The sequence below is a fragment of the Pantoea sp. E2023-21 genome (genome assembly GCF_051302795.1).
Lineage (GTDB): Bacteria > Pseudomonadota > Gammaproteobacteria > Enterobacterales > Enterobacteriaceae > Pantoea > Pantoea ludwigii_A.
This window is the reverse complement of sequence record NZ_CP195344.1, coordinates 889,924-912,406: the sequence shown is the minus strand read 5'-3', so window position 1 is coordinate 912,406 and position 22,483 is coordinate 889,924. Positions and strand designations below refer to the sequence as shown.

Here is a 22,483-nt window from a genome sequence, read left to right as displayed (position 1 = left end):
CCTGCCGTTAATATTCGTCCCCGCTGTCGTCCTGACAGCGTGTTGCGCTCTTAGCTCAGTTGGTTAGAGCACCACCTTGACATGGTGGGGGTCGATGGTTCGAGTCCATTAGAGCGCACCAAGTGCGTCCGTAGCTCAGTTGGTTAGAGCACCACCTTGACATGGTGGGGGTCGGTGGTTCGAGTCCACTCGGACGCACCAATTATTGAATTTCCTGAATGCGCTCTTAGCTCAGTTGGTTAGAGCACCACCTTGACATGGTGGGGGTCGATGGTTCGAGTCCATTAGAGCGCACCACTCTGGTTTTATCTCCTTGCGCAACACCCTTTTCTTGATCTGCATCGTCTTTCTTACGCCGCTTTTATATTGGTTTTCGCATACTTAGCGACTATACTATGCCGCGTTGTTCCACCTGAAAGGTTTCAGCGCTAACGTGCCTATGCAAACAACTCCAATGATTTGCGCAACACTGATGACTCAGTTCCCTCGCGTACTGCATAACTTCTCTGCACGCTTTGCTTTCGTCTCCTATTCTTATTTCTGTGAAATCCGTTCCAACACCATAACTATTCTCACTTCGGTGCCATGCGCATCGAATTCCGACCTTTATCATCCATCACAACTTATAGAAAACCTGACATGAAAAAGACCAAAATCGTTTGTACTATCGGTCCAAAAACCGAATCTGAAGAGATGCTGACCCAACTGCTGGAAGCAGGCATGAACGTGATGCGCCTGAACTTCTCACATGGGGATTACGCTGAACATGGTCAACGCATCACCAACATGCGTGCCGTAATGGAAAAAACCGGTCGTCAGGCCGCTATTTTGCTGGACACCAAAGGTCCGGAAATTCGCACCATGAAACTGGAAGGCGGCAACGATGTGTCGTTGAAAGCTGGCCAGACCTTCACCTTCACCACCGATCAGTCGGTGATTGGTAACAGCGAACGTGTTGCCGTGACCTACGCCGGTTTCACCGAAGATTTGAAAATTGGCAACACCGTGCTAGTCGACGATGGGTTGATCGGTATGCAGGTCACTGAAGTCACTGAAAACTCGGTGGTGTGTAATGTTCTGAACAATGGCGATCTGGGTGAAAACAAAGGCGTGAACCTGCCGGGCGTTTCCATTCAGCTGCCTGCACTGGCGGAGAAAGATAAGCGCGACCTGATCTTCGGTTGCGAGCAAAACGTTGATTTCGTCGCCGCTTCGTTTATCCGTAAGCGTTCTGACGTGCTGGAAATCCGTGAGCACCTGAAAGCGCATGGCGGCGAGCACATTCAGATCATCTCGAAAATCGAGAATCAGGAAGGCCTGAACAACTTCGACGAGATCCTCGAAGCGTCAGACGGCATCATGGTTGCCCGTGGTGACCTCGGCGTAGAAATCCCGGTTGAAGAAGTGATCTTCGCGCAGAAGATGATGATCAAGAAGTGTAATAAAGCACGCAAAGTGGTGATCACCGCTACACAGATGCTGGATTCAATGATCAAGAACCCACGCCCTACTCGCGCGGAAGCTGGCGACGTCGCTAACGCCATCCTTGATGGGACTGATGCCGTGATGCTGTCGGGTGAGAGTGCGAAAGGCCGCTATCCGCTGGAGTCGGTCACCATCATGGCGACCATCTGTGAGCGTACCGATCGCGTGATGAAATCCCGCATCGATTCGCTGCAAGACTCACGTAAGCTGCGCATCACCGAAGCGGTTTGCCGCGGTGCGGTTGAGACGGCAGAGAAGCTGGAAGCACCACTCATTGTTGTAGCCACCGAAGGCGGTAAATCAGCCAAAGCCATCCGTAAGTATTTCCCGGATGCCACCATTCTGGCGCTCACCACCAACGAAACCACCGCGCGCCAGCTGATACTGAGCAAAGGTATCGAAACGCATCTGGTAACTGAAATTGCCTCAACTGATGATTTCTACCGCATTGGTAAAGAAATGGCGCTGGAAAGCGGATATGCGCAGAAAGGCGATGTTGTGGTGATGGTTTCAGGTGCATTAGTACCAAGCGGAACGACAAATACCGCTTCCGTACATGTAATCTGATTAGCAACTGAATTTTTATTAAAAAGCGCCTTTTGCAGGCGCTTTTTTTATTGCTGTCGTAATACAAAAGCCAGAAATTTCCAATCGAAATTAACTATTCAAAATCTCGTATGATTAAGGTTAGTCCGATTAAATCTCTCTGTTTTAGCTAATTATTTTCATCATCTTCTGTTAAATGCTGTTTCTTTGAGCGAACGATCAAATTTAAGCATGTTCTCATCAAAAATTTATTCTCAACTCAAAAAGCTTTGTGTAATACTTGTAACGCTACATGGAGATTAACTTAATCTAGAGGGTATAAAGAATGAATCGTACTAAACTGGTACTGGGCGCGGTAGTCCTGGCTTCAACTATGCTGGCTGGTTGCTCAAGCAACGCTAAAATCGACCAACTGTCTTCAGACGTTCAGACTCTGAACGCTAAAGTTGATCAGCTGAGCAACGACGTGAACGCAATCCGTTCTGACGTTCAGGCTGCTAAAGATGACGCAGCTCGTGCTAACCAGCGTCTGGACAACCAGGCTCACTCTTACCGTAAGTAAGAGTTCTGGTTTGAAAAATGGTGCCCATGTGGCACCATTTTTTTTGTCCTGATTCTGCGTTTCTCTGGTCCGGAATCAGGGTTGCGCTTCCGCCGCACCTTTCGCTTCAGCACCCTTCTCCGTCGGCACAGTGCTCTCATCTGTTACCGGCTCACCACTGCTTACCAGCACTGGCATGCCTGAACGTCGTGCTATCACTTCCTTAATCAACGCCGTATCGCTCTTGTCGCTCTTTGAGAAGGCTTTCAGCTGCGCAGACTGCGCAATTGGCATGGTTTGCGGATCGTCCTTATCATTGCGTGATAAAGGCTGATGCACTTCAACGTAGCGCTTACCGTCGGGCTCAATCGCATACTTGATTGGCTGATTGATGACCTGCACGCGCGTGCCTTTCGGCACGCTGTTGAACAACGCTTCAATATCATCAGGACGCAGGCGAATGCAGCCAGAACTCACGCGCATGCCAATACCAAAGTCGGCATTGGTGCCGTGAATCAAATATTGACCAGTGCCGCGCGCCAGACGCATGGCAAACAGCCCCATTGGATTATCTGGCCCTGCAGGTACCACGCCTGGCAAGGTGATGCCCTCTTTGGCATAGCGCTTACGGATATTGGTGGTCGGCGTCCAGGTAGGATTAGGGATTTTCTGGCTGATACTGGTGACCATGGTTGGCGTCATGGCGCCCAACTGGCCAATACCAATCGGATAGACCACAACGCGATCTTCACCTTTCGGATAATAGTAAAGCCGCAGTTCTGCGAGGTTGATGACAATGCCTTCGCGTGGCGCATCGGGCAGCAGCATCTGCAGCGGCACGGTTAATTGTGTGCCGGCCTTTGGCAGCCAGGGATCAACGCCTGGATTCGCTTCCAGCATGCCCAGCATGCCTATCTTATAACGCGCTGCAATGCTTTCTAACGGCCGTTTGTCATCCGGCACAGTGGTAAGCGTATTCTCGCCAATTAAACGGCTGTTATCGGCTGGTAGGGGATAAACGGTTGCAAATGCAGGTGCAGAGAGTCCGCAACAGGACAACAGCAATGCACCGGCTAATCGTAAGGCTGGTTTCATGCAATTTTCTCTTTGTCGGATAGAACAGACCCCGGTCAAGCCGGGGTCTGGGGAGTGTAACTTAGCTGAGGGTCTGAGCGTTATGCCGGATCGCGCGGATCATCGCTTCAAGCCCCTGCGAACGCGAGGGAGTGAGATGTGAGGTCAACGCCAATTCGCCGAACCAATGACGCACATCGAGATCGAGAATCTCTGGCGCCTTAAGCCCTTGATACAGGCTAAATACCACTGCAATCAAACCCTTAACGATGGCGGCATCACTGTCACCTTCTAAGGCGATGGTGCCATCAGCCTGCGGGGTCATGCGGATCCACACCTGGCTTTGACAACCTGAAATCACGTGTTCTGGCTGCTGCAAGCTTTCGGAGGATTCTGGTAATTTCCCACCGAGTTCAATGATGTAGAGGTACTTCTCTTCCCAGTTAGCGCAACGGTTAAAGTTACGTACCAGTCTCTCTTTATCTGGCAAATTCGCCATGGATCACTCCTGAAATCTGCTCAACCGCCCAGCAGACGATGAATACGGGTCAAACCTGCGGCCAGGCGATCGGCTTCTTCTTCGGTGTTATACAGCGCGAAGGAGGCTCGACACATTGCCGGCACCGCATAATGACGCATCAGCGGCATCGCGCAGTGATGGCCAGTGCGGATGGCAATACCGTATTGATCAAGGAAACTGCCGACATCAAACGCGTGATGCTTGCCAAGGTTAAAGGCCACCACACCGCTGCGACTGTCTGGACCGTAAATCACCAGATCCGGCACCGAAGCCAGTTTATCCAGCGCATAACGCATCAGCATCGATTCGCGCTGATGAATCACATCCAGGCCCAGCTCAGTAATCCACGTTAACGCCGCACCCAAACCAATGATGCCACCGGTATTCGGCGTACCCGCTTCAAAACGCCAAGGCGCAGTATTCCAGGTGGTGCCAGTGGGCAGCACTACCTCAGAAATCATTGAACCACCACCTTCCCACGGCGGCATGATCTCCTGCAGCGCTTTACGCGCGTACAGCACACCAATGCCGGTCGGGCCATAGATTTTATGGCCGGAGAACGCGTAGAAATCGCAATCGATATCCTGCACATCCACCGCGTAATGCATCACCGCCTGCGCACCGTCCACCAGCGTAATCACACCAGCGGCTTTCGCTTGCGCAACGATCGCTTTCACCGGGTTAACGGTGCCGAGCACGTTAGAAACGTGTGTCACTGCCAGCAAACGCGTACGACTGTCGATCAAGCCGCTCAACTGCTCCAGCGCCAGTTCACCCTGCGTATTCAGCGGCAGTACGCGAATCTCTGCGCCAGTACGCTGCGCCACCATCTGCCATGGCACGATATTAGCGTGATGCTCCATCTCAGTGATGATGATGTTATCGCCCGGCTGCAGCTGACTGCCGCCCCAACTGTTCGCCACCAGATTGATGGCTTCCGTGGTGCCTTTGACGAAGATGATCTCTTCGGGCGATGCAGCATTGAGAAAACGCGCTGCCTGATGACGCACGTTCTCCATGTCGGTGGTCGCCTGGGCGCTCAACGAATGGATACCGCGGTGCACGGCCGCATAGCCGTGCTGGTAGAAATAACTTTCCGCATTGATGACTGCGAGCGGGCGCTGTGCGCTGGCCGCGCTATCAAGGTAGGCCAGCGGATGTCCGTTGACCTCACGTTTCAGAATCGGAAATTCCGCTCTGATGCGTTCGAGATCGAAACTCATGACTCAACTCCCGGAATACGCGCGGCAATGCGCTGCAGCACCACCTGACGCAGTACCGGATTCTCCAGCGTTTCGGTGAGTTCAGCGGCAAATGCATGGATGATCATACGCTGTGCGGCAGTCTCATCGATGCCGCGCGAGCGCAGATAGAACATCTGCTCTTCATCAATTCGACCAATGGTCGCACCGTGACTGCACTTCACGTCATCAGCATAGATTTCCAGCTGCGGCTTGGTGTCCACTTCAGCCAGGCGGCCCAGCAACAAGTTGTTGTTGGTCATCTGTCCATCGGTTTTCAGCGCATGCGGTGCCACTTTAATCATGCCGTTGAACACCGCACGGCCTTTATCGCGCGCGATGACTTTGTGCATCTGACGGCTAATGCAGTGGCCTTTATTGTGCTCCAGATAGCTGCGGGTATCGCACACTTCCTGATTCACCGGCAACGACAAGCTGTTGATCGCCAGATTGGTATTTTCGCCGTTCAGCTGTGCACTGGTGTTGTGGCGCGATAAGCCTGCACCCAGCAGGAAGCTGGTGGTGCTTACATTCGCGTCACGTCCCATCACCACATCATTGTGCGCGAAGTGGTAAGCCTTCTCACTCTCAAATGACAGTTTGATGTGCTGCAGTTTGGCATTATCCGCGACGTCAAAAGTGAAACGCGCGCCGGTGAAGTGCGCCACATCATTCAGCGTCACATAGTGCTCAATCACTTCCGCTTCTGCGCTGGCTTCCAGCTGCAGATGGTGGCGATGGTGCACGGTATTGGTGCCCGCATCCTGGCCGCTGGTGATGTGCAGCAAATAAAGCGGTTTCGCCGCCGATTTGCCACGCGCCAGACGAATGGTGGTGGCTTCTTCCGCCAGGCTTTCAGTCAGATGCAGGAACACTTCCGGCTGAATCGGTGCCGGCAGCGGACGACGCTCAGAGGCTTGCGCATGCTGAATCTCAAACAGGCCAGTATCGCGGCTGCTTAATTCGGCCTGAAAAAGTCCGTCAACAAACACCAGACGCACCGCATCAATTGGCAACGCCAGCGCATCAACTTGCTCAGCGCTGATTTCTTGCGGCTGAGGCAGGACAAACTGCTGCGCCAGCAGGACATCAAGCGGCGTATATTTCCAGTTCTCGTGCTTACGCGTCGGCAAGCCGACACGCATCAGTTGCTGCCAGTGCTGCTGCGCCTGTAAAGAGCGCACGTCGCCGCGCGATTCAAACAGGTGATGCCACTGCTGCAGGGCGTTATCACTCTTGGTCGGTAAGCCAGCCATAGCCTTGCTCCTCCAACTGTTTCACCAGTGAGAAATCGCCAGATTTAACGATCTTGCCCTGATACAGCACGTGCACGTGATCCGGTTTGATGTAATCCAGAATACGCTGGTAGTGCGTGACGATGATGAAAGAGCGCTTACCGTCGCGCAGGCTGTTGACGCCTTCTGCCACGATTTTCAACGCATCAATATCCAGACCGGAGTCGGTTTCATCAAGGATGCACAGCTCAGGTTCCAGCGCCGCCATCTGCAGGATGTCGTTACGCTTCTTCTCACCGCCGGAGAAGCCGACGTTCACTGAACGGGTCAGCAAATCTTCCGGCATTTTCAGCAGCTGGATTTTATCTTCGATAAAATCCTGGAAATCGAAACGATCCAGTGGCTCCTGCTCACGGTATTTACGTACCGCGTTGACTGAAGTCTGCAGGAAGAACTGGTTGCTGACGCCCGGGATTTCTACCGGATATTGGAACGCCATGAAGATGCCTTCGCCGGCACGCTCTTCTGGCTCAAGTTCCAGCAGATCTTTGCCTTTAAAGGTAACCGAACCGCCAGTGACTTCGTAATCTTCACGACCAGCCAGCGTTGCAGACAGGGTACTTTTACCTGAACCGTTTGGTCCCATAATCGCGTGGACTTCGCCCGGTTTTACTTCAAGGTTCAGACCGCGCAAAATCTCTTTGTCTTCAACGCTAACCTGCAAATCTTTAATGCTTAACATACTCTTTCCTTCACATTGCTTCCGGCAACGGGCATCAGCCCACACTGTGCTCAAGGCTGATCGCTAACAATTTTTGCGCTTCCACGGCAAATTCCAGTGGTAGCTCGGAGAAAACGTCTTTGCAGAAGCCGTTAACGATCATGGAGATCGCATCTTCTTCGCTGATGCCACGCTGCAGGCAGTAGAACATCTGATCTTCACCGATGCGCGAGGTGGTGGCTTCGTGCTCCAGATGGGCGGTGTTGTTGCGCGTTTCCACATACGGGAAGGTATGCGCGCCACACTCAGCACCAATCAGCATCGAATCACACTGCGTAAAGTTACGCGCGTTGGTGGCGGTTGGCATGATTTTCACCAGGCCGCGATAGGTGTTCTGGCTCTTACCGGCAGAAATACCTTTCGAGATGATGGTTGACTTGGTGTTTTTACCAATGTGAATCATCTTGGTACCGGTATCTGCCTGCTGGCGGCCTGCGGTCAGTGCGACGGAATAGAATTCACCAATCGAATAGTCACCGCGCAGAATGCAGCTTGGGTATTTCCAGGTGATCGCCGAACCGGTCTCAGACTGTGTCCAGGACATCTTGCTGTGATCGCCTTCGCACAGCGCACGTTTGGTCACGAAGTTGAGGATACCGCCCTCACCTTCACCGCCCGGGAACCAGTTCTGTACGGTTGAATATTTCACTTCCGCATTTTTGTGAATGATCACTTCTACCACTGCGGCGTGCAGCTGATAGGTGTCACGCACCGGTGCAGAGCAACCTTCGATGTAGCTGACGTAGCTGTCTTCATCGGCGATCAAAATGGTGCGCTCGAACTGACCGGTTTTTGCCGCATTAATACGGAAATAGGTCGACAGCTCCATCGGGCAACGTACCCCTTTCGGGATGTAAACGAAGGTGCCGTCAGAGGCCACAGCGGAGTTCAGCGCGGCAAAGAAGTTATCGTTTGGCGGCACCACAGTACCGAGATACTTCTGTACCAGCTCTGGATGATCGTGAATCGCTTCGCCGAATGAGCAGAAAATAATGCCCTGCTTCGCCAGCTTATCGCGATAGGTGGTTGAAACGGAGACGGAGTCGAAAATCGCATCCACCGCCACTTCACGACCTTCACGCACCGGAACGCCTAACTGATTAAACGCCTCTTCCACTTCCTGCGTCAGGTATTCGCTCGACGCAACGCTGCCAGAAGTTTGAGTGGCGCCGGGTTCAGAAGCACAGCTGTCATCGCAGTTGCCGCAGGACGGCGCGGAGTAGTAGCTGTAATCCTGATAATCCAGTTTTTCGTAATGCGCTTTCAGCCAGTGCGGCTCTTCCATTTGTTCCCAGGCGCGGAACGCCTTAAGACGGAATTCAAGCATCCATTCAGGTTCGTTACGTTTGGCCGAAATGGCACGCACCACATCTTCATTGATGCCGTGGGCAAATTCGTCGGTTTGTAACTGGGTAAAGAAGCCCTCTTTATAATTGAGCTTACCTTCCCACATTTGTACATCGTCAGATGCTTCGCTGTGTCGTGACATATTTCACTTACTCGACGCCAAAGCTTTCACCGCACCCGCAGGCGTGTTGAGCTTTAGGGTTGTTGAATTTAAAAATCTGGTTAAGACCTTCGCGGACATAATCCAGCTCGGTACCGTCAACAAACGGCATCGCCTGAAGTGGCACAAAGAGTTTTGCGCCGAATTGCTCAAACTGCAGGTCGTCATCGGCCGGATCTTTTACCAGATCCATAACGTACCCAAAACCGGCACAGCCGGACGTTTTCACACCCAGTTTCAATCCCTTGACTTCAGGGTCTTGATCTACCAGGTTAAGAATCTGTTTTGCTGCCGATTCGGTCAGCGTGAGCCCTTTCCAGACGAAATCTTCGGGTGAAAAAGAGTCGGCATTTACTGATGACATTGTGCTACCTCGTATGTCTGGGCCTTTTCAGGCTATCCCCCTATGGTAGTGATATCAGATATCACTTCAACCTCTTGTTTTGCAGGGATAATCATCTCGTGCTGTTTTTTACAGCTGCTTTATTAAGCATAGTCGCTTAAAAGCAGATTGAGGAAGGCATTCCCGTGCGCACCTCCCTCTCGTAACCTATTAAATTGCCGAAAAATTTCTTAAATCAATTTTACGTTTCAATCACTATTGATAGGTTACGCCTTTCCACCATGTAAAGAAATTGTTATTGCCGATTTTAGTAACAGGCAGAGGAAATCAATAAAATTTCACAGCGGGAATTGCATTCCTGACGCGGTTGAATATGATAATGATTATCATTAACCAATTTAGGTGGCGATATGACGCTTACCGTCTCAGCCTGGTTACAACATAAAATCGACGAATATAAGTTTTCGGTACGCGACATCACCGTTGACTTCTACATGGCTCAGGCAAAGCTCAATCGCACCGATTGCACCCTCGAACAACTGCGTCGCTTTAACGACACCTGTCTCGATATGGCAGAAATCTGCGAATTGAATGGCGACGATCACAGCTTTTTACATGCCATGGGTAAGCTCCATCACCGCTTAGTGCAGGAGATGGGCAACGCCGACCGTGATCGTTTGTTTCGTATTCAAGCCTACCAACTGGCGCGCCTGTCGTTAACACGCTTGTGTCATCAACTGGCACTCAGCGGCGAATGGGATCAAGCCACCCGCCTGCAGAGCGACTTCGTCCGCCATGCAGGCTGGATATTCTAATCCAGCTTTGTGACGTCTCCTACAATTTGTTTACATCATTTCCAGCAAGGCTTGCAGTGGATGACGCATGCCATTGCCTTCTGCGCGTTTCACCTGGCTGCGACAGGAAAAACCGGTCGCCAGGCAGCGTTGACGCGGCAGCTTTTGCAGCTGCGGATGCCAGGAAAGCTCATAAATCCCCAGCGAATTCTCCAGGTTTACGCTTTCATGGCCATAAGTCCCCGCCATGCCGCAACAGCCCACATTGACGTTTTCCAGCTTCGCGCCAAAGCGTGCAAAGATGTTTTGCCACTGAGTCGGCGTGGACGGTAGCGCGGTCACTTCGGTGCAGTGCGCAAACAAATACCAGGCTTCGCCGCTGGCGGTTTGCTCCGCGCGTTCCGCCAATGCGCTTTGCAGCCACTCATGCACCAACTGCACGTTGAACTCTCCACGCTGCTCGCCCAACACCTGAAGGTACTCATCGCGATAACAGAGCACGGTCGCCGGATCGACGCCGACCATCGGCATACCCAATTTCGCCACGCGGTTGAGTAAATCGGCGGTTTTGCTGGCGGTACGCGCAAAGCGCTGCAGGAAGCCTTTCACATGTTGCGCCTTGCCATTTGGTGAGAAAGGCAACAGTACCGGGCGATAACCGAGCTTTTCAATCAGCTTGATGAAATCGGTCACCAGCTGCGCTTCGTAATAGCTGGTAAAAGGATCCTGCACCACCAGCACGCAGTTTTCACGCTGCGTAGAATCGAGCGCTTCTAACTGTTCCAGCGTCAGGTTCATCGCCGGATGGCCGCTCAATTGCTGCTTAAGACTCGGCGACGACAGCAGCGGCAAATCCACCATACCGATGTGCGTTTTACTCAGTTCACGCACCCACGGCTGCTTGAGGAAGAAGTTAAACATCTTCGGCGCTTTGGCCATCAGCGGTGCATAACTCTCCACGGAAGCCACCAGATGATCGCTCATCGGACGCAGATAGCGGGTGTGATAAAGCTGTAAAAATCGTGAACGGAAATTCGGCACATCGATTTTGATTGGGCATTGTGTCGAGCAGGCTTTACACGCCAGACAGCCCGACATCGCCTCTTTCACTTCGTGCGAGAAATCATATTCGCCCTGATTCGCGTGCCAGGTATTACGCGTGCGCTGAATCAACGTACGCAAGCTGGCGCCCTGTTTTGGCAACGCCTGCTCCAGCTGCGTCGGATCCACGCCCTGCTCAGAGAGCAAGCGCAACCATTCACGCGTCAACGTCGCGCGCCCTTTCGGGGAATGGATGCGGTTGCGGGTAATTTTCATGGACGGGCACATCGGGCTGCGCGCATCGAAGTTAAAGCACAAACCGTTGCCGTTACACTCCATTGCGCCGCGCCATTCATTACGCACGGTGACGGGAATCTGCCGATCGTAAGTGCCGCGTTTTACCGCATCAACCGGCATCATCGGCTCGTCGCTGCCGAGCGGCGTACAGATTTTGCCGGGGTTCATACGGTTGGCGGGATCGAACGCTGCTTTGATGCGGCGCAGCTCATTGAACAGCGTTTCGCCAAAGAATTCAGGGCTGTATTGCGCGCGGAAACCTTTGCCGTGCTCGCCCCACAATAAACCACCGTAGCGCGCGGTCAGCGCCACTACTTCATCGGAGATCTGCTTCATCAGCAGTTCCTGCTGCGGATCGCACATATCCAGCGCCGGACGCACATGCAGCACGCCGGCGTCAACGTGACCAAACATGCCGTAGCTCAGACCGTGGCTGTCGAGCAACGCGCGGAAATCGACAATATAATCAGCCAGCTGCTCTGGCGGCACCGCGGTATCTTCAACAAAGGGGATGGGCTTGGCGCGCCCTTTGGCATTACCCAGCAGGCCAACCGCTTTTTTGCGCATGTTATAGATACGCTCAATGCCGCCCAAATCGTTACACAGTTGATAGCCGATAACGCCGCCTAACTGCTGCACCATCAGTTCATCTAAGCGCTGGCACAGCGTGCCGATCTGCTGCTCAATCAATTCACCATCATCACCGGCAAACTCCACGATATTGAGGCCAAGCATCTCCTTGTCTGGCACATCGGTTATCAATTCATTCACCGAATGCCAGACAATATCTTCGCGCGCCAGATTAAGCACTTTCGAATCGACGGTTTCCACGGACAGCGCTTTGGCTTCCACCATAAAAGGCGCGTTGCGCAGTGCCGAGTCGAAAGAATCGTATTTGATGTTCACCAGGCGGCGTACTTTCGGGATCGGCGTGATATCCAGCCGCGCTTCGGTGATAAACGCTAACGTACCTTCTGCACCGCACAGCAGACGCGTCAGATCAAACGTCTGCATATCGTCACTGAACACATGACGCAGGTCGTAACCGGTTAGAAAGCGATTGAGCTTGGGGAATTTTTCTAAAATCAGATCGCGCTGTTCACGACAGCGGCTTAACACCTGCTGATAAATGCGGCCTTCCGCCGTTGGCGTATTCGCCAGCTGTTCCGCCAGCGCAGTCGGCATAGCACGCGTATCGAGAATATCGCCGCCCAGCAGCACCGCCCGCAGACCTTCCACATGATCGGAGGTTTTCCCATATACCAGCGAACCTTGTCCCGATGCGTCGGTGTTGATCATGCCGCCTAACGTGGCGCGATTGCTGGTGGAGAGCTCCGGCGAGAAGAAGAAGCCATACGGCTTCAGCCATGCATTGAGTTGATCCTTTACCACGCCCGCCTCAACACGCACCCAACCTTGCTCGGTGTTGATTTCCAGGATGCGGTTCATGTAGCGCGACATATCCACCACGATGCCCTGGTTCAACGACTGACCGTTGGTGCCCGTACCGCCACCGCGCGGCGTAAACACCAGGCTGGTAAAGCGAGTTTCCCCCGCAAGGCGTGCAATTAACGCCACATCCGCCGTGGAGCGCGGGAACAACGCCGCATCAGGCAGCAGCTGATAAATGCTGTTGTCGGTGGAAAGCGAGAGACGATCGGCATAGCTGGTGGCGGTATCACCGGTGAAGCCTTGCTCTTTTAAGGACTGCAGGAATGTCAGCACCAGTTGAACGAGGCCCGGAGCCTGAGAAATCTGTGGGATCATTATTGAGTGACCGAGATGTTGTAAACGTTTGCGTCGTGATTTTTTTCAGCCCTTGGTTTTATCATACTTTTCTGCTGCCTGCTGTTTTTTCAGGAAAGCGCACCGCTGTCGCTGCTTTTCCTGTTTAATTTTCAGGAAATAGATCATCATTAATCAGGGCTGTTCAGCCCCACTCTGAAGGATTCAATCGAGGTTAACCGTTGTGATGAAAAACCTGCAACGCGGTATGGATTTACCGCAAATGCTGTTTTCACTGATGTTCATTCTGATCATGATCATCGCCTGTCTGTGGGTAGTGCAGCCCTTTATTTTGGGCTTCGCCTGGGCAAGTATGGTGGTCATTGCCACCTGGCCGATGATGATTCGTCTGCAACAGCTTTTATGGGGGCGACGCTCACTGGCGGTCATCGCCATGACCATTTTGCTGTTACTGCTGTTTATTATTCCTATCGCTCTGCTGGTGAGCAGCCTGATTGATAATAGCGCGCCCGTGATCGCCTGGGCGACACAGCGCCATTTGCTGATGCCCGATTTAGCCTGGCTACGTGAGATCCCCTATGTCGGCAGAAAACTCTACTCCAGCTACCACAAATTAGTCGATGGCGGCGGTGCCGCAATGCTGAACCAGGTGCAGCCTTATATTGGTCGGACTACGGGCTTTTTCGTGGCGCAGGCCGGACATTTTGGCCGCTTTATGATGCATCTCATCGTCATGCTGCTGTTTAGCGTGCTGCTCTACTGGCGGGGCGAACAGGTGGGTCACGGCATTCGTCATTTTGCTTATCGCATGAGCGGACGGCGTGGCGATGCCGCGGTATTGCTGGCCGGTCAGGCCATTCGTGCCGTGGCGCTGGGCGTGGTTGTCACCGCGCTGGTTCAAGGGGTGCTCGGCGGTATTGGTCTGGCGATTTCCGGTATTCCCTATGCCACGCTGTTAACCGTGCTGATGATTCTGACCTGTTTAGTGCAGCTCGGGCCGCTAGTGGTATTGGTGCCAGCCATTATCTGGCTTTACTGGAGCGGCGATACCACCTGGGGCACGGTGCTGCTGGTGTGGAGCTGCGTGGTGGGCACGCTGGACAGCGTATTGCGTCCGGTGTTGATTCGCATGGGCGCCGATTTGCCGATGATCCTCATTCTCTCCGGCGTTATTGGCGGGTTGATTGCCTTCGGGATGATCGGACTGTTTATCGGCCCGGTGGTATTGGCGGTCTCTTATCGACTGGTCACAGTGTGGATGCATGAAGCGCCCGAACCGGATGACGATATGCAAACCGCCATCGAAGCGCTCGCCGATCATGAAGAAGAACAACCCTAAGCGCAAACAGGCCGCAGAGGCGAATGCAGAGTGGGCGTAGGAATACGCCTCACTTTACCCACTGCACTTTCACCGTTTTAGACTGGCCTTACTTTAACCGCCCTAATGCGACCGTAACTTTCATCGTGACAATAAATTTTTTCCATTAGCAATTTTTAAGAAAAAACGCAGTTTTAAGCCATTTAGGCGGGATTCACTAATGGAATGATTATTTTTACAGCTGAAAGCGGGGTTAAAAGTGAGAAAAAACACCTCAAAAGGTTATCAGCTTTAAACTAATAAGAGGATTCTTAAAGACGTCGACCAGCCTGATCAATAACATGTTTCCTATGTTTGGAATCAAGCTACTGATTTTTAAACAACCTTATTCCCCTGAGTAAAGTAAAGAATTGCTGTGTGTAGTCTTTGCCCATCCCCTGTGATGGGCTTTTTTTTGCCTTTAAAACAGGCAAAAATAAGGCCAGCAGAGCTGGCCTTAATGAATTCAGCGCGGACAGATTAGAATCAAGTCTAATGCCTGCACATTGCCGTTAGGTTAATGTTTCGCAGCATTCAGTTCTGCTAAACCCAGCCAGGTTTCGACCACGGTATCCGGATTGAGCGACAAACTATCAATGCCCTGCTCCATCAGCCATGCCGCAAAGTCCTGATGATCCGACGGGCCCTGCCCACAAATGCCGACGTATTTACCCTGCTTCTTCGCCGCTTTGATCGCCATCGACAACAGCGCTTTTACCGCATCATTACGCTCATCAAACAGCGCGGACACCACGCCAGAGTCACGATCAAGGCCCAACGCTAGCTGCGTCATGTCATTAGAACCAATTGAGAAGCCATCGAAATGCTCGAGGAACTGCTCAGCCAGCAAGGCATTAGAAGGGATCTCACACATCATGATCACTTTCAAACCGTTTTCGCCACGCTTCAGGCCATTTTTCGCTAATTCGGCTACCACCGCTTCGGCTTGATCGACGGTACGCACGAACGGAATCATGATCTCAACGTTGGTCAGTCCCATTTCATTACGCACCCGTTTCACTGCTTCACACTCCAGCTTGAAGCAGTCGCGGAAGTTGTCAGCGACATAACGACCCGCGCCACGGAAACCAAGCATCGGATTCTCTTCTTCCGGCTCATAACGCTCGCCGCCGACCAAATTGGCGTATTCATTGGTTTTGAAATCCGAGAGACGCACAATCACACGCTTCGGCGCAAACGCGGCGCCCAGCGTGGCGATCCCTTCAGTCAAACGGCCGATGTAAAACTCAATCGGGTCATCAAAGCCTTTCATCATTTGACGAATCTGTTGCTGCAACTCTGGCGTTTGCTGATCAAATTCCAGCAGCGCTTTCGGATGCACGCCAATCATGCGGTTAATGATGAACTCAAGACGCGCCAAACCTACACCTTCGTTTGGCAAGCAGGCGAAATCGAAAGCACGATCCGGATTACCGATGTTCATCATAATTTTCAGCGGCAGATCCGGCATGGTATCGACCTGCGAACTGGTGACGTCAAAGTCCAGCAGTTCATCATAGACATAACCGGTATCGCCTTCGGCGCAGGAAACCGTCACTTTGTGGCCATCCTTCAGGTGATCGGTCGCATCGCCACAACCCACCACCGCTGGAATGCCCAGTTCACGCGCGATGATCGCCGCATGGCAGGTACGACCGCCGCGATTGGTTACGATTGCCGAGGCTTTCTTCATGATCGGTTCCCAGTCAGGATCGGTCATGTCGGTCACCAGCACATCGCCTTTTTCAATGCGGTGCATTTCACTGATGTCATGGATGACTTTGACTTCACCGGCTCCGATGCGATGACCAATGGCCCGGCCCTCGACCACCACTTTCCCTTTACCCTGCAGCGTGTAGCGTTCCATCACCTGACCATTGGAACGCACCGTTTCCGGACGCGCCTGCACGATAAACAGTTTGCCGGTGTGGCCATCTTTCGCCCACTCAATGTCCATCGGGCGTTTGTAGTGCTGTTCAATCAGCACCGCTTGTCGCGCCAGCGCTTGTACTTCGTCATCGGTTAAACTGAAGCGATCGCGCTGTTCCTGCTCGACATCTTCAATCCGCACCTGCTCGCCATGTTCTTGTGAATCCGCGTAAACCATGCGTAGCTTTTTCGAGCCCATGGTGCGGCGCACAATCGCCGGACGATTGGCTGCCAGCGTGGGTTTATGCACGTAAAATTCGTCGGGGTTGACCGCGCCCTGCACCACCATTTCACCCAAACCGAAGGCTGAGGTGATAAACACCACTTGATCAAAGCCCGATTCCGTATCAATGGTAAACATCACGCCTGACGAAGCGAGATCCGAGCGCACCATGCGCTGAATACCGGCCGAGAGCGCGACGCCGCGATGATCGTAGCCCTGATGCACCCGGTAAGAGATGGCACGATCGTTAAATAAGGATGCATAAACGTGCTTCACCGCGATGATCACCGCGTCATAGCCCTGCACGTTCAGGAAAGTCTCCTGCTGACCCGCAAACGAGGCATCGGGCATATCCTCGGCGGTCGCTGACGATCGCACCGCAAAGGAGGCCTCATCATCATCAGCAGAGAGTTGTTCGTAAGCGCTGCGAATCGCCGCTTCCAGCTCAGGCTGGAAAGGTGTATCGATCACCCATTGACGAATTTGTTTGCCCGCTTGCGCGAGTTCTGCAACATCATCAACATCCGTTTTATCCAGCAAATCATAAATACGCTGGTTCAGTCCGCTTTGATCGAGAAACAGATTAAATGCGTAAGATGTGGTCGCATACCCGTTTGGAACGGAAACGCCCAGCGACGACAAATTAGTAATCATTTCTCCGAGGGAAGCATTCTTGCCTCCCACCCGATCAACATCATGCATGCCAAGCTGGTTGTACCAGAGCACTAGCGACTGTTGGTCTTGATTGGACATTGAGATTATCCTTTTAAATGATGTGAATACACATGGAACATTTTGCTGTTCGCCAAACCAGCCTGGCACAACCCATTAATAAAGACTAAGTGTTGAATCGTTAAAGCAGGAAAAGAATGACAAAATAGGATTAGTACTTAGAATTAATTGAGTTGCGCAACCGCGTTATTTCACGCTAATGGATTGCCACAACGATATTTTTCCCTTTTTCAGAGGGTTAGCGATTGATTTTTGTTGCGCAACGCCTTCAAACTTTATTTCATGCGCGAAAAGGAAAATGCGCGAAAATATCGCTTTTCGAAACAGCATTTCATATTAAATTGTTTATTCGCTGATGCAGCTTTGTGAGCACAATAGCAGACAATATGGATATTTCATTTTACTATTATTTAAAATGAAATATTGTTATCGATTATTTGGGCATTGGTACGCAAGAGGATATTTCGCACTATGAACACTGAACGAAGCGTATTCTATATTTCTGATGGCACCGCGATTACCGCCGAAGTGCTCGGGCATGCGGTACTGTCGCAGTTTCCCGTGATGATCCATAGCGTGACGCTGCCGTTTGTAGAAAATGTGCAGCGTGCCCAAGCCGTTAAGGCACAGATTAACGCGTTGTATCAGCAGAGCGGCGTACGCCCAGTGGTGTTTTTTTCCATCGTCACGCCCGATGTCCGCGAAATTATTTTGGAGAGTGAAGGCTTTTGTCAGGACATCGTACAGGCGCTGGTGGCACCGTTGCAGAGTGAGCTAGGTGTAGCCTCGATGCCGGTGGCACACCGCACGCACGGTTTAACCGCCAGCAACCTCGGCAAATATGACGCGCGTATTGCGGCCATCGATTACACCTTAGCGCATGACGACGGCATTTCCCTGCGCGGCCTGGAAGATGCGCAGGTGATTTTGCTCGGCGTATCCCGCTGCGGTAAAACGCCCACCAGCCTTTACCTGGCGATGCAGTTTGGCGTACGTGCCGCCAACTATCCCTTCATCGCCGATGATATGGATAACCTAAAGCTCCCGCCGGCGCTGCGTGCGCATCAACATAAACTTTTTGGTCTGACCATCGATCCGGAACGTTTGGCTGCAATTCGTCAGGAGCGTGCCGAAAATACTCGCTATGCCTCGCTGCGCCAATGCCGACTTGAAGTGGGCGAAGTGGAAGCACTGTTCCGTACTAACCAGATTCGTTACCTCAACAGTACCAATTATTCAGTAGAAGAGATCGCCACTAAAATCCTCGATATCATGGGCCTGAGTCGTAGCATGTATTGACCGCACATTCTGTAGCGGCGCGATTATCGCGCAATACATTGCGCCGCTACGATGCATACACGGTTTGACGGCCCTTTTGCACCTATATCACGATCGTAAAGCCTGGCTTCCGTCTGCCGTGATGACCTTTGTTTTTAGCAGGTTGAATTCGCAGGCTATTAGTTTATTGTGACCACCATCACTTCCCGGTATTTCACCGTTGCGAAGAACAAATTTTGAGAATCCCAATGAACAAGACTGATGAACTGCGTACTGCGCGCATCGGTAGCCTGCTGACTCCGGCTACGCTGGCTCATGAACACCCTATTTCGGCAGAGATTGCTGCTAACGTCACCGCTTCTCGCCAACGCATTGCGCGCATCCTGACCGGTGAGGATCCGCGTCTACTGGTGATTATTGGCCCTTGCTCGCTGCACGACCCAAAAGCCGCCATTGACTATGCTGAACGTCTGAACGTACTGCGTGAGCGCCATAAAGATCGTCTGGAAATCGTGATGCGCGCCTATTTCGAAAAACCGCGCACCGTGATTGGCTGGAAAGGCCTGATCTCCGATCCCGATCTGGATGGCAGCTACGATGTGAACCGCGGTATCGCTATCGCCCGAAAATTGTTGCTCGATATCAACGCGCTGGGCATGCCAACGGCCACCGAATTCCTCGATATGGTGATCGGCCAGTTTATTGCCGATCTGATCAGCTGGGGCGCGATTGGTGCGCGCACCACCGAAAGCCAGATTCACCGTGAAATGGCTTCCGCGCTCTCCTGCCCGGTCGGTTTTAAAAACGGCACCGACGGTAATGTGCAGATCGCCGTGGATGCGATTCGCGCCGCACGCGCCAGTCACATGTTCCTGTCACCGGATAAAAACGGCCAAATGACCATTTATCAAACCAGCGGCAATCCGCATGGTCACGTGATCCTGCGCGGCGGCCGTCAACCGAACTATCACGCCTCAGATGTGGCGGCAGCCGCCGCCAATTTACGTGACTTTAATTTGCCTGAGCAGTTGGTGATCGACTTTAGCCACGGCAACTGTTTGAAGCAGCATGGTCGTCAGCGTGATGTTGCTGATGACGTGGCCGCACAAATCCGTGCGGGATCGCGGGCGGTGGCCGGCGTAATGATTGAGAGTTTCCTGCAGGAAGGGAATCAAAAAGTAGTGAGCGGTGAAGCGCTGACGTATGGCCAGTCGATCACCGATCCGTGCCTCGGCTGGGAAGACAGCGCCGAGGTGCTGGCGAAACTGGCTGCCGCAGTCGACAGCCGTTTTTAGTATCGCTTAGCTGGAACAACTCACTTCCAGCGTTTTGCCCCACTCCGGTGGCCGTTGGCGCAACTCCGCGCTGACGGCCGCATCGCTAAACGGCTGCTGTAATGCACAATGCAGCGTTTCCAATGCGGTTATCTCACCGTTTTCCACCTCTTCAATCACCTGCTGTGCCAGATAATTGCGTAATACTAGCGCCGGATTGGCCGCCTTCATCACCGCCTGACGCTGCGCATCGCTGGCCTCATCTTGCAACAAGCGTTGGCGATAGTCGCTGTACCAGCGATCAAAGGCGTCGCGATCGATAAACTCATCGCGTAACGGCGAACGGGTTTCCTGCTGCTGCGTCTCGCTCAGCATGCGGAAGGTCAGCGTGTAGTCACTGTGTTCCGCCGTCATCATCGACAACAAGCCGGTCAGCAGCGTGTTGTCGTTGGCATCTGCCGTCAGCAAGCCAAGTTTGGCGCGCATTTTCTCGCCCCAAACGCGCATCAGCGCGTTTTCATAATGGCCGAGCGCCTGTTTGAGTTGCTCGGTGGTCATCAGACCCGACAAAGCATGTGCCAGACGATTGAGGTTCCACAGACCAATCATCGGCTGATTTTCGAAGGCGTAGCGGCCCTGATAATCACTGTGATTGCAGATGTAATTCGGCTGATAGTCGTCGAGAAAACCGTATGGGCCGTAATCCAACGTTAAGCCAAGGATCGACATGTTATCGGTATTCATTACGCCGTGGGCAAAGCCCACGCTTTGCCAATGGGCGATCAGGCTGGCGGTGCGCTTGACGATATCGGTGAACCACAGCACGTAGCGATCGGCCTCGTCTTTAAGCTGCGGCCAGTGATGGCGTATAGCGTAATCCGCCAACAGGCGCACTTTGTCTTGTTCACCGCCGTAATAGAAATGCTCAAAATGGCCGAAACGCAGATGGCTGTCTGCGATGCGCATTAACATCGCGCCGCGCTCCTGCGTTTCGCGCAGCACTGGCTCATCGCCAATGGCTAACGCCAGCGCGCGCGTGGTCGGAATGCCAAGATGATGTAGCGCTTCGGAAGCGAGAAATTCTCGCACGCTGGAGCGGATTACCGCGCGGCCATCGCCCATACGCGAATAAGGCGTCAAACCTGCCCCTTTTAAGTGCCAGTCGAGCTTACGACCATTCGCCAGCTGCTGTTCGCCGAGCAGGAGGCCGCGTCCGTCACCCAGTTGTCCTGCCCAGACGCCAAACTGATGACCACTGTAAACCTGCGCCAGCGGCGACATGCCCGGCAACAATCCGCGTCCTGACCACACATCGTGCCCGTTGCCTGCGAACAGCGCATCGTCTAAACCCATCTCCTGTGCCAGCGGCGCATTGTGATAAAACAGCCGTCCGCCCGCCAATGGGGTTGGGTCCAGCGCGGTGTAGAATCCGGGTAATTCTTGCTGCCAGCTATTAATAAATTGCATCGACACTCCTGAAGGTGCGCTTAAACAAGGCACCAGCATTGAGTTTTAAGATAAAGAAGAGTGTAACGCCGACACGGCGCGGAAGACAGGCGAAAGGATGACGGCTATGAAGGCGTGTGTAAATTCAGATCGGAATAGATCAGATCGTTCAAACGCTCGGCCTGTACCACCGGGAACAGGCTGCCTTGCAGTTGCGCACCGGTTAACGTAGCCATTTTTTCCATTATCTGATTATCGTCAATACCGCAAATAATGATCTGCTCTGCATACTCAGAGAAATTATTGATAACTGTCTGAATAAAAGGCGTAAACGATGCACGTTTGGCCAGCTCCTGAATAAAGCCTTTATCCAGTTTTAACACGCTGAACAGATTATCGTACACCGCCGTTGCTGGCGCCTTGCCTGCTCCAAATTGTGAAAGCGATAAGCGAAATTCGCGCTGCAATGCAGCTAACAACGGATGAGATTTACCCAACGATAATTGCGGAAACGTTTCGCTGATATCTAAAACAATAAAGGGAATTTGTCGGAATTTCCTTAGCAGAAATTCGCTGGCTAAAAGTGTATTAGCCATGGAATCATCAATACGAACCAAAGCGGTAATTTGATTAATCTCAAAAAAGTCGCGGTACTTTTCCAGCAATGAAAGCTGGCTCTGCAGCAAACGTAATTGCTGTGCATCGTCCAATTGTGGCAATAGCAAATCCTGCGGCAGCGTAATAGGTGCACTGTCGTGGACGAATTGCGTCACCAGCTCGACCGCAGTCAGCTGGCCCGCCAGAGAGTAAACTGGATAAAACCAGGTTTCCGACTGATAGTCGGCAGACAAATGGACTTTCATTGTTCAAGCCAGAAGTAATGGCAATTGGCGCATCGTATATCAACGAATACCACCAGGCAATAGGACCAAACGTTTGAAGAGGTGCCGTTTTAGGTCTTATTACGCCGATTTAAGCCGTAAATAATACTTAAGCCAAATAAGCCGGGGTTAATGTCCATACCCATTAAATAAATTTAGCTTTATTAATAGTATTAAATCGATGGCGGGTAAAGTGCCATTTTAAATGATAG

The 22,483-nt window shown here is 52.4% G+C and carries 17 protein-coding genes, 3 tRNA genes and 1 other RNA gene; 10 read left to right on the top strand and 11 right to left on the bottom strand.

Translation table 11 applies throughout. The features are described 5' to 3' along the window. Positions 1-44: 44 nt before the first annotated feature. From ACRQ84_RS04385 to ACRQ84_RS04365, 5 genes are all read left to right on the top strand, one after another. Positions 45-121, top strand: a tRNA-Val gene (locus tag ACRQ84_RS04385). 3 nt (positions 122-124) lie between these two features. Next, a tRNA-Val gene (locus ACRQ84_RS04380) sits at positions 125-201 on the top strand. Between the two features lie 19 nt (positions 202-220). Next, positions 221-297, top strand: a tRNA-Val gene (locus tag ACRQ84_RS04375). A 342-nt stretch (positions 298-639) separates the two neighbouring features. Further along, positions 640-2,052: a pyruvate kinase PykF gene (pykF, locus tag ACRQ84_RS04370; protein ID WP_061716691.1), complete on the top strand. Its 1,413-nt coding sequence runs from the start codon at positions 640-642 to the stop codon at positions 2,050-2,052. A gap of 304 nt (positions 2,053-2,356) precedes the next feature. Further along, positions 2,357-2,593, top strand: a complete 237-nt coding sequence (locus ACRQ84_RS04365) for a major outer membrane lipoprotein (RefSeq protein ID WP_064741043.1) — start codon at positions 2,357-2,359, stop codon at positions 2,591-2,593. A 75-nt stretch (positions 2,594-2,668) separates the two neighbouring features. Here ACRQ84_RS04365 and ACRQ84_RS04360 read toward each other — a convergent pair whose 3' ends face one another. The 7 genes from ACRQ84_RS04360 to sufA all read right to left on the bottom strand — a co-directional run bounded on the left by ACRQ84_RS04360 (position 2,669) and on the right by sufA (position 9,294). Continuing rightward, positions 2,669-3,667 (bottom strand): L,D-transpeptidase family protein, encoded by a 999-nt coding sequence (locus ACRQ84_RS04360; protein ID WP_483817267.1) that lies wholly within the window; start codon positions 3,665-3,667, stop codon positions 2,669-2,671. A gap of 61 nt (positions 3,668-3,728) precedes the next feature. Further along, positions 3,729-4,145 (bottom strand): cysteine desulfuration protein SufE, encoded by a 417-nt coding sequence (gene sufE, locus ACRQ84_RS04355; RefSeq protein ID WP_007892732.1) that lies wholly within the window; start codon positions 4,143-4,145, stop codon positions 3,729-3,731. Positions 4,146-4,165: 20 nt separating this feature from the next. Continuing rightward, positions 4,166-5,389 (bottom strand): cysteine desulfurase SufS, encoded by a 1,224-nt coding sequence (gene sufS, locus ACRQ84_RS04350; protein ID WP_483817266.1) that lies wholly within the window; start codon positions 5,387-5,389, stop codon positions 4,166-4,168. After that, positions 5,386-6,663 (bottom strand): Fe-S cluster assembly protein SufD, encoded by a 1,278-nt coding sequence (gene sufD / locus ACRQ84_RS04345; RefSeq protein ID WP_483817265.1) that lies wholly within the window; start codon positions 6,661-6,663, stop codon positions 5,386-5,388. The genes sufS and sufD overlap by 4 nt, the downstream gene beginning before the upstream one ends. Further along, positions 6,638-7,384: a Fe-S cluster assembly ATPase SufC gene (sufC, locus tag ACRQ84_RS04340; protein ID WP_008102973.1), complete on the bottom strand. Its 747-nt coding sequence runs from the start codon at positions 7,382-7,384 to the stop codon at positions 6,638-6,640. The genes sufD and sufC overlap by 26 nt, the downstream gene beginning before the upstream one ends. A 34-nt stretch (positions 7,385-7,418) precedes the next feature. Next, entirely contained in the window at positions 7,419-8,912 is a 1,494-nt protein-coding gene (gene sufB / locus ACRQ84_RS04335; RefSeq protein ID WP_064741039.1) for a Fe-S cluster assembly protein SufB, read from the bottom strand. A 7-nt stretch (positions 8,913-8,919) separates the two neighbouring features. Next, positions 8,920-9,294, bottom strand: coding sequence for a Fe-S cluster assembly scaffold SufA (gene sufA / locus ACRQ84_RS04330; protein ID WP_064741038.1), 375 nt, complete (start codon positions 9,292-9,294; stop codon positions 8,920-8,922). A gap of 389 nt (positions 9,295-9,683) precedes the next feature. On the opposite strand from sufA, the gene ACRQ84_RS04325 reads away from it, so the two are divergent. Continuing rightward, positions 9,684-10,088: a hypothetical protein gene (locus tag ACRQ84_RS04325; protein WP_007892715.1), complete on the top strand. Its 405-nt coding sequence runs from the start codon at positions 9,684-9,686 to the stop codon at positions 10,086-10,088. A 30-nt stretch (positions 10,089-10,118) separates the two neighbouring features. On the opposite strand, the gene ydiJ is transcribed toward ACRQ84_RS04325, so the two are convergent. Then, a complete protein-coding gene (ydiJ, locus tag ACRQ84_RS04320; protein ID WP_483817264.1) occupies positions 10,119-13,172 on the bottom strand; it encodes a D-2-hydroxyglutarate dehydrogenase YdiJ in 3,054 nt (1,017 codons plus the stop codon). A gap of 205 nt (positions 13,173-13,377) precedes the next feature. On the opposite strand from ydiJ, the gene ydiK reads away from it, so the two are divergent. After that, a complete protein-coding gene (gene ydiK / locus ACRQ84_RS04315) occupies positions 13,378-14,490 on the top strand; it encodes an AI-2E family transporter YdiK (RefSeq protein ID WP_483817263.1) in 1,113 nt (370 codons plus the stop codon). Positions 14,491-14,819: 329 nt separating this feature from the next. Next, positions 14,820-14,927, top strand: an RNA gene (gene rprA, locus ACRQ84_RS04310) — antisense sRNA RprA. 98 nt (positions 14,928-15,025) lie between these two features. Here rprA and ppsA read toward each other — a convergent pair. Further along, a complete protein-coding gene (gene ppsA, locus ACRQ84_RS04305) occupies positions 15,026-17,413 on the bottom strand; it encodes a phosphoenolpyruvate synthase (RefSeq protein WP_064741035.1) in 2,388 nt (795 codons plus the stop codon). 450 nt (positions 17,414-17,863) lie between these two features. Between ppsA and ppsR the strand changes: the two genes are divergently transcribed. Then, positions 17,864-18,691, top strand: coding sequence for a posphoenolpyruvate synthetase regulatory kinase/phosphorylase PpsR (gene ppsR / locus ACRQ84_RS04300; RefSeq protein ID WP_064741034.1), 828 nt, complete (start codon positions 17,864-17,866; stop codon positions 18,689-18,691). Positions 18,692-18,918: 227 nt separating this feature from the next. Next, entirely contained in the window at positions 18,919-19,965 is a 1,047-nt protein-coding gene (locus ACRQ84_RS04295; protein ID WP_064741033.1) for a 3-deoxy-7-phosphoheptulonate synthase, read from the top strand. 6 nt (positions 19,966-19,971) lie between these two features. Here ACRQ84_RS04295 and ACRQ84_RS04290 read toward each other — a convergent pair whose 3' ends face one another. Together ACRQ84_RS04290 and ACRQ84_RS04285 are read right to left on the bottom strand one after the other, a co-directional pair. Beyond that, a complete protein-coding gene (locus ACRQ84_RS04290; protein WP_483817262.1) occupies positions 19,972-21,411 on the bottom strand; it encodes a protein adenylyltransferase SelO in 1,440 nt (479 codons plus the stop codon). Between the two features lie 104 nt (positions 21,412-21,515). Continuing rightward, on the bottom strand, positions 21,516-22,253 hold the full coding sequence (locus ACRQ84_RS04285; RefSeq protein ID WP_064741031.1) for an EAL domain-containing protein: 738 nt from the start codon (positions 22,251-22,253) through the stop codon (positions 21,516-21,518). Positions 22,254-22,483: the final 230 nt, after the last annotated feature.

Coding starts and splice junctions, on each gene's coding strand:
- ydiJ (WP_483817264.1), bottom strand. CDS start 13,172: ATGATCCCACAGATTTCTCAGGCTCCGGGCCTCGTTCAACTGGTGCTG.
- pykF (WP_061716691.1), top strand. CDS start 640: ATGAAAAAGACCAAAATCGTTTGTACTATCGGTCCAAAAACCGAATCT.
- ACRQ84_RS04325 (WP_007892715.1), top strand. CDS start 9,684: ATGACGCTTACCGTCTCAGCCTGGTTACAACATAAAATCGACGAATAT.
- sufC (WP_008102973.1), bottom strand. CDS start 7,384: ATGTTAAGCATTAAAGATTTGCAGGTTAGCGTTGAAGACAAAGAGATT.
- sufB (WP_064741039.1), bottom strand. CDS start 8,912: ATGTCACGACACAGCGAAGCATCTGACGATGTACAAATGTGGGAAGGT.
- sufA (WP_064741038.1), bottom strand. CDS start 9,294: ATGTCATCAGTAAATGCCGACTCTTTTTCACCCGAAGATTTCGTCTGG.
- sufD (WP_483817265.1), bottom strand. CDS start 6,663: ATGGCTGGCTTACCGACCAAGAGTGATAACGCCCTGCAGCAGTGGCAT.
- ACRQ84_RS04295 (WP_064741033.1), top strand. CDS start 18,919: ATGAACAAGACTGATGAACTGCGTACTGCGCGCATCGGTAGCCTGCTG.
- ACRQ84_RS04365 (WP_064741043.1), top strand. CDS start 2,357: ATGAATCGTACTAAACTGGTACTGGGCGCGGTAGTCCTGGCTTCAACT.
- sufE (WP_007892732.1), bottom strand. CDS start 4,145: ATGGCGAATTTGCCAGATAAAGAGAGACTGGTACGTAACTTTAACCGT.
- ppsR (WP_064741034.1), top strand. CDS start 17,864: ATGAACACTGAACGAAGCGTATTCTATATTTCTGATGGCACCGCGATT.
- ACRQ84_RS04290 (WP_483817262.1), bottom strand. CDS start 21,411: ATGCAATTTATTAATAGCTGGCAGCAAGAATTACCCGGATTCTACACC.
- ACRQ84_RS04360 (WP_483817267.1), bottom strand. CDS start 3,667: ATGAAACCAGCCTTACGATTAGCCGGTGCATTGCTGTTGTCCTGTTGC.
- sufS (WP_483817266.1), bottom strand. CDS start 5,389: ATGAGTTTCGATCTCGAACGCATCAGAGCGGAATTTCCGATTCTGAAA.
- ydiK (WP_483817263.1), top strand. CDS start 13,378: ATGAAAAACCTGCAACGCGGTATGGATTTACCGCAAATGCTGTTTTCA.
- ACRQ84_RS04285 (WP_064741031.1), bottom strand. CDS start 22,253: ATGAAAGTCCATTTGTCTGCCGACTATCAGTCGGAAACCTGGTTTTAT.
- ppsA (WP_064741035.1), bottom strand. CDS start 17,413: ATGTCCAATCAAGACCAACAGTCGCTAGTGCTCTGGTACAACCAGCTT.